The organism is Enterobacter sp. BNK-13, assembly GCF_048685015.1.
Taxonomy (GTDB): domain Bacteria; phylum Pseudomonadota; class Gammaproteobacteria; order Enterobacterales; family Enterobacteriaceae; genus Enterobacter; species Enterobacter quasiroggenkampii.
Genome location: NZ_JBLQTP010000001.1, coordinates 1,287,349 through 1,298,866, shown reverse-complemented (window position 1 = coordinate 1,298,866; position 11,518 = coordinate 1,287,349). Strand labels below are relative to the sequence as shown.

The window sequence follows — 11,518 nt, the reverse complement described above, 5'->3', positions numbered from 1 at the left end:
GCGCTATGCTTACCGGGTCGACAAAACAACCGTAGGCCGGATAAGCGCAGCGCATCCGGCTTTTTTATACTGAGGGAAAGATGAAAAGAGTATTTCTCGCAGGCGCAGCACTGCTGCTGAGCGCCAGCGCGCTGGCCGACGAGTGCGACAAAGCGACCACTCAGCTTGAACTGAATACCTGTAGCGCGCAGCAGTACCAGGCTGCCGATAAAAAACTCAACCAGACCTATCAGGCCGCCGTCAAGCGCGCGGAAGCTCCCCAGCGCGAGCTGCTGAAAAAGGCGCAGCAGGCCTGGATTGCCCTGCGCGACGCGGACTGTGCGTTTATCGGTTCGGGGACGGAAGGCGGCAGCGTTCAGCCGATGATCGTGAATCAGTGCCTGGCGGAGAAAACCGTGGAGCGCGAAGCGTTTCTGGCCTCGCTGATGCAGTGTGAAGAGGGCGACTTAAGTTGCCCTCTCCCACCGGGGAACTAGCGCAAGCGGATCCCTTCGATAATCATCCGTTGCACGTTTTCCAGGGTGCTGTGGAAAAACGCTTCGTCCTGGAGCGTTTTTCCGGTCACCGCCTCGACCTGGGCCGCAAAGTCAGCGTAATGCTGCGTGGAGGCCCAAATCATAAAGATCAGATGATGCGGATCGACCGGGGCCAGTTTTCCGCTGGCCACCCATCCGGCGATAATGGCCGACTTATCGTCCACCAGCTGTTTCAAATCTCCGGTCAGCTCCGCCTGCAACAGCGGCGCCCCCTGCAGCATCTCAAGGCAGAACAGCCGTGATGCCTGCGGGTAATCGCGCGACACCTCCAGCTTCAGGCGTATGTACTCTTTGATCGCCACCAGCGGGGCCAACTCTTCGCGGAACGCTTTCAGCGGGGCCAGCCAGATATCGAGGATCTGCTGCATCACCGCAACATACAGCGCCTCTTTCGACGGGTAATAGTAGAGCAGATTGGTTTTGGATACCCCGGACTGCTCCGCCACCTGCTCCAGACGCGTGCCGTGAATGCCAAACTGCGAAAAGGTCTCCAGCGCCGCGCTGAGGATCGCCTGCTTCTTGGCGCTCACCGCCTGCGAACGTTTACCTGGTGTTTTCACTGCGCCTTGTGTCATTCCCGCTCTCCTTATTCTGCGTTGCCCTCAGCATAGCAAAACCCCCGTCTCGCCACGACATCCTGCACTCCGATCGCGCATGAATGCCTGTTTTCTGTGCAATGTTTTTGACCAGTTAGTCCACATTTAATCGCATCAAACCTCCAACCTCTGATTAACACATTAATAACACTGCCATTTTTAAAACTGGCACCGCCTTTGCAAAAACACCGTTACACCTGCGACGTAATGAAGAGAGGTTCGTGATGAAAATTGGCGTATTTGTACCCATCGGCAACAACGGCTGGCTTATCTCGACCACTGCACCGCAATACATGCCGACCTTTGAGCTCAATAAAGCCATCGTGCAGAAAGCGGAGCACTACCATTTCGACTTTGCGCTTTCGATGATCAAGCTGCGCGGCTTCGGCGGCAAAACCGAATTCTGGGATCACAACCTGGAGTCCTTCACCCTGATGGCCGGGCTGGCCGCGGTCACCTCGCGGATCCAGATCTACGCCACCGCTGCCACCCTCACCCTGCCCCCGGCGATCGTGGCGCGCATGGCCTCCACCATCGACTCCATCTCCGGCGGACGCTTTGGCGTCAACCTGGTGACCGGCTGGCAAAAACCCGAGTACGAGCAGATGGGGCTCTGGCCGGGTGACGATTACTTCTCGCGTCGCTACGACTACCTGACCGAGTACGTGCAGGTCCTGCGCGATCTGTGGGGTACCGGCAAAAGCGATTTCAAGGGTGACTTCTTCACCATGAACGACTGCCGCGTCAGCCCGCAGCCGTCGGTGCCGATGAAGGTGATTTGCGCCGGGCAGAGCGACGCGGGAATGGAGTTCTCGGCGAAATACGCCGACTTTAACTTCTGCTTCGGTAAAGGCGTTAACACGCCTGCCGCCTTCGCCCCGACCGCCGCGCGCATGAAAGAAGCCGCCGACAAAACCGGGCGCGACGTGGGCTCCTACGTGCTGTTTATGGTGATTGCCGACGAAACCGACGACGCCGCGCGCGCAAAATGGGAGCGCTATAAGGACGGCGCCGACGAGGAAGCCCTGAGCTGGCTCACCGAGCAGAGCCAGAAGGACACCCGCTCCGGGGCGGATACCAACGTTCGTCAGATGGCCGACCCGACCTCCGCCGTCAATATCAACATGGGCACGCTGGTCGGCTCGTACGCCAGCGTTGCCAGAATGCTCGATGAAGTGGCGGCCGTTCCCGGTGCGGAAGGCGTCTTGCTGACCTTCGATGACTTCCTCACCGGCGTGGAGACCTTCGGCGAGCGCATCCAGCCGCTGATGCAGTGCCGCGCCCACATCCCTGCCGTCACGAAGGAGGTGGCGTAATGACAACCCTTAACGCACGCCCGGAAGCCATTACCTTCACGCCACAGCAGAGCGCGCTGATCGTGGTGGACATGCAAAACGCCTACGCCAGCCCCGGTGGTTATCTTGATCTGGCGGGCTTCGACGTCTCCGCTACGCAGCCTGTGATAGCGAATATCAAAACCGCCGTCGCCGCCGCGCGCGCCGCGGGCATGCTTATCATATGGTTCCAGAACGGCTGGGATGACCAGTACGTTGAGGCCGGTGGCCCCGGTTCACCGAACTTCCACAAGTCGAACGCCCTGAAAACCATGCGCAAGCGGCCCGAACTGCAGGGCAAGCTGCTGGCAAAAGGCGGCTGGGATTATCAGCTGGTGGATGAGCTGGTTCCGCAGGCGGGTGATATTGTCCTGCCGAAACCGCGCTACAGCGGCTTTTTCAACACGCCACTCGACAGCCTGCTGCGCAGCCGGGGCATTCGCCACCTTGTCTTCACCGGCATTGCCACCAACGTCTGCGTGGAGTCGACCCTGCGCGACGGCTTTTTCCTCGAGTATTTCGGCGTGGTGCTGGAAGACGCGACCCATCAGGCCGGGCCGGATTTCGCCCAGAAGGCGGCCCTGTTCAATATCGAAACCTTTTTTGGCTGGGTCAGTAACGTTGCGGATTTCTGCGACGCCCTGAATCCCCCGCTCGCCCGTATCGCCTGAGGAGACGCACGATGCCGAAATCCGTAATCATCCCGCCGGGCACCAGCACGCCCATCGCCCCGTTTGTCCCCGGCACGCTTGCCGACGGCGTGGTGTATGTCTCCGGCACGCTGCCGTTTGATAAAGACAACAACGTGGTGTTTATCAACGACCCAAAGGCGCAAACCCGCCACGTGCTGGAGACGATCAAAACCGTGATCGAAACGGCGGGTGGCACGATGGAGGATGTGACCTTCAACAGCATCTTTATCACCGACTGGAAAAACTACGCCGCGATTAATGAGATTTACGCCGAGTTCTTCCCCGGCGATAAACCGGCCCGGTTCTGCATTCAGTGCGGGCTGGTGAAGCCAGACGCGCTGGTTGAGATCGCCACCGTTGCGCACATCGCGAAGTGAGGCGGCCATGAAACTCTCCGTCTCACCGCCCCCGTATGAGGGTGCGCCCGTGGTGGTCCTTATTGCCGGTCTCGGCGGCAGCGGCAGCTACTGGTTGCCCCAACTGGCCGCGCTGGAACCGGAGTATCAGGTGGTGTGCTATGACCAGCGTGGAACGGGCACTAACCCCGACGCCCTTCCGGAAGGCTACAGCCTGGCACAGATGGCGGACGAACTGGCCCTGGCGCTGGCTGAGGCCGGGGTCGCACGCTACAGCGTTGTCGGCCATGCGCTGGGGGCACTGGTCGGCCTGCAGCTGGCCCTCGACAGGCCCGACGCCCTCACCGCGCTGGTGTGCGTCAACGGCTGGTTGACCCTCAACGCGCATACCCGCCGCTGCTTTCAGATCCGCGAGCGCCTGCTGCATTACGGTGGCCCGCAGGCGTGGGTTGAGGCGCAGCCGCTGTTTCTCTACCCGGCAGACTGGATGGCCGCTCGCGCTCCCCGCCTGGAGGCCGAAGAAGCGCTGGCGCTGGCTCATTTCCAGGGCAAAGCCAACCTGCTGCACCGGCTCAGCGCCCTGAAAAAGGCTGACTTCAGCCGCCATGCGGCGCGCATTCGCTGCCCGGTACAGATCATCTGTTCCGCCGACGACATGCTGGTGCCCTCTGTCTGCTCGTCTGAGCTGCAGGCAGCGATCCCGCACAGCAACAGCGCGGTGATGCGTCAGGGCGGCCATGCCTGCAACGTCACCGATCCGGACACCTTTAACACCCTGCTGCTTAACGGGCTGGCCAGCCTGCTGCACAGTCATGAACCCGCTTTATAAGGAGCTGTAATGAGCGAAGCCATTAATCCCACCGCGCTGGAAACGCTGTTCACCGGCGCCCGCACCCATAACGGCTGGCAGGATATTGCCGTCAGCGACGAGACGCTGCGCGAAATCTACGACCTGATGAAATGGGGGCCAACCTCTGCCAACTGCTCCCCGGCGCGCATTGTGTTTGTGCGAAGCGCGGAGGGAAAAGAGAAGCTGCGCCCGGCGCTCTCCAGCGGCAACCTGGAGAAAACACTCACCACCCCGGTCACGGCGATTGTGGCCTGGGACAGTGAATTCTACGAGCGCCTGCCTGAACTGTTCCCGCACGGCGATGCCAGAAGCTGGTTTACCGCAAGCCCCGCGCTGGCGGAAGAGACCGCCTTTCGCAACAGCTCGCTGCAGGCCGCCTACATGATTTTCGCCTGTCGCGCGCTGGGACTGGACACCGGCCCGATGTCGGGCTTTGACCGCCAAAAGATCGACGAGGCCTTTTTCACCGGCACGACGCTTAAAAGCAATCTGCTGATCAACATCGGCTACGGCGACCCGGGCAAACTTTACGGCCGCCTGCCGCGCCTGACCTTCGACGATGCCTGCGGGCTGGCGTAAGGAGCGATGATGACGACACCGGATAAACAAACCTTTCGCGATGCCATGGCCTGCGTCGGCGCGGCGGTGAATATCATCACCACCGACGGTCCGGCGGGGATGGCAGGCTTCACCGCCAGCGCGGTGTGCAGCGTCACGGATTCACCGCCCACCCTGCTGGTGTGCCTGAACCGCGGCGCGTCCGTCTGGCCGACGTTCAGCGAGAACCGCACGCTGTGCGTCAATACCCTCAGCGCCGGACAGGAGCCGCTCTCAAACCTGTTTGGCGGCAAAACGCCGATGGAAGAACGCTTTGCCGCCGCCCGCTGGCAGACGGGCGACACCGGCTGCCCGCGTCTGGAGGATGCGCTGGCCTCGTTTGACTGCCGCATCAGCCAGGTGGTGAGCGTCGGTACCCATGACATTCTGTTTTGCGACATCGTTTCGATTATTCGCCACCCCGCGCCGCAGGGCCTGGTGTGGTTTGACCGCGGCTACCACGCGCTGATGCGACCCGCCTGTTAAGGCGCTCTAAGGAGACAGACCATGTTCGGATTTCCCCACTGGCAGTTGAAATCGACCTCCACAGACGCTGGCGTGGTCGCGCCGGATGAACGACTCCCGCTCGGGCAGACGATGGTGATGGGCGTCCAGCACGCGGTCGCCATGTTTGGCGCCACGGTGCTGATGCCGATGCTGATGGGACTGGATCCCAACCTCTCGATTCTGATGTCCGGTATCGGCACCCTGCTGTTCTTTTTTGTCACCGGCGGGCGCGTGCCCAGCTATCTGGGATCCAGCGCCGCCTTTGTCGGCGTGGTGATCGCCACCACCGGATTTAACGGCCAGGGAATCAACCCCAACCTGAGCGTGGCCCTCGGCGGCATCATCGCCTGCGGTCTGGTGTATACCCTGATTGGTCTGGTAGTGATGAAAATCGGCACGCGCTGGATAGAGCGAATGATGCCTCCGGTCGTGACGGGCGCCGTGGTGATGGCGATTGGCCTTAACCTTGCGCCGATCGCGGTCAGGAGCGTCTCCGCCTCGCCGTTTGAAAGCTGGATGGCCGTCGTGACCGTGCTGTGCATCGGCCTGGTAGCGGTGTTTACGCGAGGGATGATCCAGCGGCTGCTGATCCTGGTCGGGCTGATTGTTGCCTGTCTGGTGTATGCCCTGCTGGCGAACGTTTTTGGTCTCGGCAAGCCGGTTGATTTTACCCTGCTGCATCATGCCGCCTGGTTCGGCCTGCCGAAGGTGACCTCGCCCACCTTTAACACCCAGGCGATGATGCTCATCGCCCCCGTCGCCGTTATCCTGGTGGCGGAAAACCTGGGTCACCTGAAGGCGGTCGCGGGGATGACCGGACGCAGTATGGACCCCTACATGGGCCGCGCGTTCGTCGGCGACGGGCTGGCGACCATGCTTTCGGGCTCAGTCGGCGGCAGCGGCGTCACCACCTATGCCGAGAATATCGGCGTGATGGCGGTGACCAAAGTCTATTCGACGCTGGTCTTTGTCGCGGCGGCGGTGATGGCGATGCTGCTCGGCTTCTCGCCGAAATTCGGCGCGCTGATCCACACCATTCCGTCACCGGTGATCGGCGGGGCCTCAATCGTGGTGTTTGGGCTGATCGCCGTGGCCGGCGCGCGGATCTGGGTGCAGCATCGGGTCGATCTCAGCCAGAACGGCAACCTGATTATGGTGGCCGTTACGCTGGTGCTGGGCGCGGGCGATTTTGCCCTGACGCTGGGCGGGTTTACGATCGGCGGGATTGGCACGGCGACCTTCGGCGCGATCCTGCTTAACGCCCTGCTGAGCCGCCGGATGGCCGCTGCGCCGCAGGGCGAGGTGGTGCGTCAGGAGTCGTGAAATCTCAATGTCGGGTGACGGCGACGCCTTACCCGACCTTTATGTTCGCTAAGAACACCTTTATGTCAGGCAATCACACCTGCTCAAACAGTCGTTCGATAGATTTTGTAGGAAAGAAAAGAGAATGGCTGTTTTCATCCGTCAGCGGAATAAAGCCCTGCTTCAGATAAAATTGTTTTGCCTGGTCGTTGAGTGCATCAACAAATATTCCGTGTACGCCCACCGCCTGCGATGCCAGATAGACAACCCGCATGGCATGCGTGACGAGCGTCGTTCCCCACTCCTGTCCCTGCAGGTCTTTATGTATCGCCAGACGTCCCAGCGTTACGCTCGGTACATTGCTATAAGGGATCCGACGCTGCTGAGTCCTGGAAGGCAGCATCGCTTTTTCAAAGCAACTTCCCGATAACGTGTAATAGCCCAGGACTCGCGGACCATCGCGGTCTTTAAGCAGATAGCCTCGTAAAATACGCCCATTGTGCTGACGCACCAGATGTTCTGTGAGGAAGACATTTAGCGAGGGTTCACCACAATCGAAGTCCCTGAAATCATAATCTTTTCCCTCTGAAAACATTTCGATCGTGAGATTTTCCACGACGCTTCACTCCATGTTTCGAAGACGTTTTGCCGCTCGCTTCAGGCGTTCATTTGGCTCTGGCGGATTGTCGATGGCATCCATCACGGCATTCCATGATGCTTCGTTTAAGACGAGACGCCGATGCTGTTCAATGACCTCTGCAGCACGCTCTGACGCACTGTTCACCATAAACTGGGTGATCGTTTGATTCGTCATCGCTGCCGCTTCTTCAATCATTGTTTTGTCTTCGTCCGTTAAGCGAAGATCGATACGCTGTTTTTTCAGTGCTGGCATGGTTTACTTCACCGTGTACGGTATTTATCCGTACATATCGTAGATAAACCCGTCTGTTTTTTCAATCTAAACCTTCTTCAGCAGTCATGTCGCTCACCGGGTTCCGACGCTTTCTGAGCTTCAACTCGCTCACCAGCACCCCGGCGACAATAAACGCCGCGCCCACCAGGGCCAGCAGCGGCAGACGTTCCCCGGCCAGTCGCCCGAAAATGCCCGCCCAGACCGGTTCGCCGGTGTAAATGACCGTTGCCCGGGTCGGCGATACGCTACGCTGCGCCCAGTTCATGGTGACCTGAATAATGGCGCTGAAAATCCCCAGCCCCAGCGCCACCACGACCAGGCCGGTGGACATCGGCGGCACGGACTCCCCTGCCGGCACCATCGTCGCAAAGGCCACCAGCGATGCCGTGGCGAGCTGCACCACCGTCACCCGCTTAACGTCCACCTTGCCCGCCCAGGCGCTGATCAGGATAATCTCCGCCGCAATGGCAATCGCCCCAATCAGGGTGATGATTTCACCCTGTCCCAGCGCCAGAAGATTGTTTTCCGGCCCGGCCAGCAAAATCAGACCGATAAACGCCAGCACGATGCCAATACAGGACATCAGCCCCGGCAGCCGCCCCAGGCACAGCCACTGCAGCAGCGGCACCAGGGGCACATACATGGCGGTGATAAATGCGGATTTGCTGCTGGAGATGGTCTGCAATCCCCACGTCTGCAGGCTGTAGCCCATCGCGATCGCCACCCCAATCGCCACGCCCGCCTTAAGCTCTTTGAGCGTCAGACCCCGCAGCGTGTTAAGGGATATCAGCCCCACGGCTATCGCCGCCGTTGCAAAGCGCAGACCAACAAAAAAGAACGGATCGCTAAGGGTCACCGCGTACTGAACGGCCAGAAACGTCCCGCCCCAGAACATGGTGATGAGAATGAGGATGGCTTCCTGCGGTTTAACGGAGAATTTAAAGCGTGAGACAGACATGCGGCACCAGCAAGTGAGAACAATTCTGTAGTGTGCGTTGCCTTTGGTTACAGTTCAATGTTGCAGAAATAAAAAAACCGCCGGGATATCCCGGCGGCAGGGGTTCAACCCGGCGTGTTACTTACTGCTGCCGTGGCTGTTTTTCCCCCTTTCTTGCCAGCTTCAGATGCGCGTTGCGGGTCATTCTTGAAGTTACCCCCGCTATGCTGGCCACCTTTACGGCCTGCTTCTGATGCTCTTTCACGGTCTTCTGCGAAATTACCTGAACCACCACGATGGTTTGCCATCTCTAACCTCCAGAATGTGAAACATTAGACATCATATTGCATTCAGTAAAAGAGGATTCTTTCACCTCGCGGCTCAAGGACAACGCCTTTATCTGTGCCGCGTGAAACTAAGCTTAGTGGAATGAGGTTATCCGGCAAGCCGAAGGTAATATCCTGCAACATGATCTCAGTCTTTCGGGTGAGATGACGCGGCGGCAATCCATAAGCCTTTCTTATCATTTTAAAAATCCGCACCGGGAAAGTTGTATCATTTTGCTACAAAGCCATTTTTCTCCTCATGTTGTTATAAATCAAATAAATGGCGTTCATTTTTGCAGTCTGGCTGTGATGACATATCTTTAAAAGAGCGCAGCGATCCGCTGTCAGAGAAACCAACGAGGAGTGAAGCAAAATGGCAAAAGTTCTGGTGCTCTATTATTCCATGTATGGACACATTGAAACCATGGCTCACGCGGTAGCAGAAGGTGCAAACAGGGTTGATGGCGTAGAGGTTGTGGTGAAACGCGTACCGGAAACCATGCAGGCGGAAGCCTTCGCGAAAGCCGGGGGAAAAACGCAAAACGCCCCGGTCGCCACCCCGCAGGAGCTGGCGGATTATGATGCCATTATCTTCGGCACCCCGACCCGCTTCGGCAATATGTCAGGCCAGATGCGTACCTTCCTCGATCAAACCGGCGGACTTTGGGCATCCGGGGCGCTCTACGGCAAACTCGCCAGCGTATTCAGCTCTACCGGGACCGGCGGCGGTCAGGAGCAGACGATTACCTCAACCTGGACTACCCTTGCTCATCACGGGATGGTGATTGTGCCGATTGGCTACGGCGCGCAGGAGCTGTTTGACGTTTCCCAGGTGCGCGGCGGTACGCCGTACGGCGCAACCACCATTGCCGGTGGGGATGGCTCACGTCAGCCAAGCAATGAAGAACTGTCTATCGCCCGCTATCAGGGTGAATACGTCGCGGGTCTGGCCAAAAAACTGAACGGCTAACACCCAACAGGAGGACAAGCATGCCAACTCAAGAATCCAAAGCTCACCACGTGGGCGAATGGGCAAGTTTACGCAACACCTCTCCGGAGATTGCCGAAGCTATCTTTGAAGTCGCGAAATACGATGAAAAGCTGGCCGAGCAGATTTGGGAGGAAGGTAACGATGAGGTGCTGGTGCGCGCCTTCGAAAAAACGGACAAAGACTCGCTCTTCTGGGGTGAGCAAACCATCGAACGTAAAAACGTCTAAGCGTTTCCCCCCGCCGCAGCGGGGGGGTCTCTCTTACTTCGCCGCGTTATTCATCACCGCATTGAATTTATCAACAGGACAGAAGCCGTTCGCATCCACCGGGCAGCCCTTCAGCTCCAGCGTCACGCGCTGTGCCGGAGACTGCAGCGACAGCACGCTGGCATTGCGCAACTGCTCTGCGCTCTGGTAGACATACTCAATTTTCATCAGCTCCTGGTTGGCATTTTTGTCATGCCAGCGCTGGAAGACAATCTTGCCGCCGATCGGGGTACGTTCCTGCTGATCGTGCAGCTGATACGGTTTGAAATCGAGGGCGGTGAGCAGGGAAGCAATGTTCGAATCATGCCCCACCAGCAGGGTGATTTTCGGCGCTTTCGCCTGGTCGGTAACCAGCGTTTTATCGATATATTTCACCAGCGGTTTCGCCACGTTTTGCGCCACTTCGGTGGAGGTAAACAGCGAGTCCTGATAGCCGTTCTTCAGCTTCGACAGCACGCGCCACTGCTGGTCGGTTTTGATTTCTCCCCAGGCGACCTGGTCGGCCGGGAAGCCTTCGTAATACTGCAGCGTGAACGCATCCACCAGCGAGTTGCCCACCTTCAGCGGCCCGGATACGCCAGGCTCTTTTTCATAGTCGGCGCTGAAGGTATCTTTCGCGTCCGCCAGCGAGCAGACCTTTTTCTCTTTGCAGGACGGCGAGTCGGCGTAGTTCGTCATCTGCTCCAGCAGCTTATAGCTTTCGCCTAGCTGCATTTTCTGCCGTTCCGCCTCCATCGCCTTCAGCGCTTTTTCGCGGAATTCCGGCGAATTATCGGTGATCACCGGATTAAATGTCGGATCCATGGTGCCCATTTTTTCCTGATGGTGCACGGGCACATCGCAGCCCGGGAACGCGCCGGTGATAAAGAATTGCGCGGTGGCGACGGTGCGCTGCAGGCTGTTAGCATAGGCGTAAACGCTCTCCGCCGGTGGACATTCTCCCGTCTTCACCATCCCCTGCTGCGCCAGCCACTCGCGCATGTAATGGCCCATATAGACCTCCAGCACGCCCCCTTTGGTTGTGAGCTGGCCGCCCGGCACCTCCCACTCCGGCCACTGCTTCGGCGTGGACTGCTCCAGCACGCTGCCGTTGTTAGCCAGCGGCGCGCGCAGGTTATGGCGACTCATGATTAAAACTTGCTCCAGCTGATACCCTTCCGGCGTCTCTTGCGCCTGCACGCCAAACGTTGCTGAAATGGAACCGGCGACTGCCAGCGCGAGTAGTGCTTTTCTCATCCCTAATTCCTCACTCGTTTTAAAATGTCGCGCTCAGTGTGACAGATTCGTCACAATTTTCCGGGAAGCATTTCTCAAA

The 11,518-nt window shown here is 58.7% G+C and carries 16 protein-coding genes; 10 read left to right on the top strand and 6 right to left on the bottom strand.

Features of this window, described 5'->3' with window-relative positions:
- Positions 1-80: 80 nt before the first annotated feature.
- Positions 81-476, top strand: a complete 396-nt coding sequence (locus ACMGGQ_RS06135) for a lysozyme inhibitor LprI family protein (protein WP_021240804.1) — start codon at positions 81-83, stop codon at positions 474-476.
- On the opposite strand, the gene rutR is transcribed toward ACMGGQ_RS06135, so the two are convergent.
- Positions 473-1,111 carry an HTH-type transcriptional regulator RutR gene (rutR, locus tag ACMGGQ_RS06130; protein WP_008499819.1) on the bottom strand — a complete coding sequence of 213 codons (639 nt, stop codon included), beginning with the start codon at positions 1,109-1,111 and terminating at the stop codon, positions 473-475. The genes ACMGGQ_RS06135 and rutR overlap by 4 nt on opposite strands.
- Positions 1,112-1,356: 245 nt before the next feature.
- On the opposite strand from rutR, the gene rutA reads away from it, so the two are divergent.
- Genes rutA through rutG form a run of 7 tightly spaced genes read left to right on the top strand, consistent with a single transcriptional unit; the run spans position 1,357 to position 6,791 of the window.
- Positions 1,357-2,448, top strand: coding sequence for a pyrimidine utilization protein A (gene rutA, locus ACMGGQ_RS06125; RefSeq protein WP_023617762.1), 1,092 nt, complete (start codon positions 1,357-1,359; stop codon positions 2,446-2,448).
- On the top strand, positions 2,448-3,137 hold the full coding sequence (gene rutB, locus ACMGGQ_RS06120; RefSeq protein WP_045908308.1) for a pyrimidine utilization protein B: 690 nt from the start codon (positions 2,448-2,450) through the stop codon (positions 3,135-3,137). Before rutA ends, rutB begins: the two co-directional genes overlap by 1 nt.
- A gap of 11 nt (positions 3,138-3,148) precedes the next feature.
- The gene (rutC, locus tag ACMGGQ_RS06115) at positions 3,149-3,535 is read left to right on the top strand and encodes a pyrimidine utilization protein C (protein ID WP_008499822.1); all 387 of its coding nucleotides are present in this window, start codon (positions 3,149-3,151) and stop codon (positions 3,533-3,535) included.
- Positions 3,536-3,542: 7 nt separating this feature from the next.
- Positions 3,543-4,343, top strand: coding sequence for a pyrimidine utilization protein D (gene rutD, locus ACMGGQ_RS06110; protein WP_420289725.1), 801 nt, complete (start codon positions 3,543-3,545; stop codon positions 4,341-4,343).
- A gap of 9 nt (positions 4,344-4,352) precedes the next feature.
- The gene (locus tag ACMGGQ_RS06105) at positions 4,353-4,943 is read left to right on the top strand and encodes a malonic semialdehyde reductase (RefSeq protein WP_420289724.1); all 591 of its coding nucleotides are present in this window, start codon (positions 4,353-4,355) and stop codon (positions 4,941-4,943) included.
- A 9-nt stretch (positions 4,944-4,952) separates the two neighbouring features.
- Positions 4,953-5,447, top strand: coding sequence for an NADH-dependent FMN reductase RutF (gene rutF / locus ACMGGQ_RS06100; RefSeq protein WP_023327078.1), 495 nt, complete (start codon positions 4,953-4,955; stop codon positions 5,445-5,447).
- 21 nt (positions 5,448-5,468) lie between these two features.
- A complete protein-coding gene (rutG, locus tag ACMGGQ_RS06095; protein WP_420289723.1) occupies positions 5,469-6,791 on the top strand; it encodes a pyrimidine utilization transport protein G in 1,323 nt (440 codons plus the stop codon).
- Between the two features lie 73 nt (positions 6,792-6,864).
- Here the strand turns inward: rutG and ACMGGQ_RS06090 are convergent, their stop codons facing one another.
- From ACMGGQ_RS06090 to ACMGGQ_RS06075, 4 genes are all read right to left on the bottom strand, one after another.
- The gene (locus tag ACMGGQ_RS06090) at positions 6,865-7,386 is read right to left on the bottom strand and encodes a GNAT family N-acetyltransferase (protein WP_045908313.1); all 522 of its coding nucleotides are present in this window, start codon (positions 7,384-7,386) and stop codon (positions 6,865-6,867) included.
- Between the two features lie 6 nt (positions 7,387-7,392).
- The gene (locus ACMGGQ_RS06085) at positions 7,393-7,662 is read right to left on the bottom strand and encodes a DUF1778 domain-containing protein (protein WP_008499829.1); all 270 of its coding nucleotides are present in this window, start codon (positions 7,660-7,662) and stop codon (positions 7,393-7,395) included.
- A 61-nt stretch (positions 7,663-7,723) separates the two neighbouring features.
- Positions 7,724-8,641, bottom strand: a complete 918-nt coding sequence (locus tag ACMGGQ_RS06080; RefSeq protein WP_069719465.1) for a DMT family transporter — start codon at positions 8,639-8,641, stop codon at positions 7,724-7,726.
- Positions 8,642-8,745: 104 nt separating this feature from the next.
- A complete protein-coding gene (locus ACMGGQ_RS06075) occupies positions 8,746-8,928 on the bottom strand; it encodes a general stress protein (protein ID WP_420289722.1) in 183 nt (60 codons plus the stop codon).
- A gap of 391 nt (positions 8,929-9,319) precedes the next feature.
- Here ACMGGQ_RS06075 and wrbA point away from each other — a divergent pair, with 391 nt between their 5' ends.
- The gene (gene wrbA / locus ACMGGQ_RS06070) at positions 9,320-9,916 is read left to right on the top strand and encodes an NAD(P)H:quinone oxidoreductase (protein WP_006809323.1); all 597 of its coding nucleotides are present in this window, start codon (positions 9,320-9,322) and stop codon (positions 9,914-9,916) included.
- Positions 9,917-9,936: 20 nt separating this feature from the next.
- Positions 9,937-10,164 (top strand): YccJ family protein, encoded by a 228-nt coding sequence (locus tag ACMGGQ_RS06065; protein ID WP_008499832.1) that lies wholly within the window; start codon positions 9,937-9,939, stop codon positions 10,162-10,164.
- Between the two features lie 33 nt (positions 10,165-10,197).
- Here ACMGGQ_RS06065 and agp read toward each other — a convergent pair whose 3' ends face one another.
- A complete protein-coding gene (agp, locus tag ACMGGQ_RS06060; protein WP_045908315.1) occupies positions 10,198-11,439 on the bottom strand; it encodes a bifunctional glucose-1-phosphatase/inositol phosphatase in 1,242 nt (413 codons plus the stop codon).
- Between the last annotated feature and the right edge of the window lie 79 nt (positions 11,440-11,518).

What these genes read in the sequence shown, in the direction of transcription:
- agp (WP_045908315.1), bottom strand. Translation starts at nt 11,439, where the DNA reads ATGAGAAAAGCACTACTCGCGCTGGCAGTCGCCGGTTCCATTTCAGCA.
- rutG (WP_420289723.1), top strand. Translation starts at nt 5,469, where the DNA reads ATGTTCGGATTTCCCCACTGGCAGTTGAAATCGACCTCCACAGACGCT.
- ACMGGQ_RS06105 (WP_420289724.1), top strand. Translation starts at nt 4,353, where the DNA reads ATGAGCGAAGCCATTAATCCCACCGCGCTGGAAACGCTGTTCACCGGC.
- rutD (WP_420289725.1), top strand. Translation starts at nt 3,543, where the DNA reads ATGAAACTCTCCGTCTCACCGCCCCCGTATGAGGGTGCGCCCGTGGTG.
- ACMGGQ_RS06135 (WP_021240804.1), top strand. Translation starts at nt 81, where the DNA reads ATGAAAAGAGTATTTCTCGCAGGCGCAGCACTGCTGCTGAGCGCCAGC.
- ACMGGQ_RS06085 (WP_008499829.1), bottom strand. Translation starts at nt 7,662, where the DNA reads ATGCCAGCACTGAAAAAACAGCGTATCGATCTTCGCTTAACGGACGAA.
- wrbA (WP_006809323.1), top strand. Translation starts at nt 9,320, where the DNA reads ATGGCAAAAGTTCTGGTGCTCTATTATTCCATGTATGGACACATTGAA.
- ACMGGQ_RS06065 (WP_008499832.1), top strand. Translation starts at nt 9,937, where the DNA reads ATGCCAACTCAAGAATCCAAAGCTCACCACGTGGGCGAATGGGCAAGT.
- rutC (WP_008499822.1), top strand. Translation starts at nt 3,149, where the DNA reads ATGCCGAAATCCGTAATCATCCCGCCGGGCACCAGCACGCCCATCGCC.
- ACMGGQ_RS06075 (WP_420289722.1), bottom strand. Translation starts at nt 8,928, where the DNA reads ATGGCAAACCATCGTGGTGGTTCAGGTAATTTCGCAGAAGACCGTGAA.
- rutA (WP_023617762.1), top strand. Translation starts at nt 1,357, where the DNA reads ATGAAAATTGGCGTATTTGTACCCATCGGCAACAACGGCTGGCTTATC.
- rutB (WP_045908308.1), top strand. Translation starts at nt 2,448, where the DNA reads ATGACAACCCTTAACGCACGCCCGGAAGCCATTACCTTCACGCCACAG.
- rutF (WP_023327078.1), top strand. Translation starts at nt 4,953, where the DNA reads ATGACGACACCGGATAAACAAACCTTTCGCGATGCCATGGCCTGCGTC.
- ACMGGQ_RS06080 (WP_069719465.1), bottom strand. Translation starts at nt 8,641, where the DNA reads ATGTCTGTCTCACGCTTTAAATTCTCCGTTAAACCGCAGGAAGCCATC.
- rutR (WP_008499819.1), bottom strand. Translation starts at nt 1,111, where the DNA reads ATGACACAAGGCGCAGTGAAAACACCAGGTAAACGTTCGCAGGCGGTG.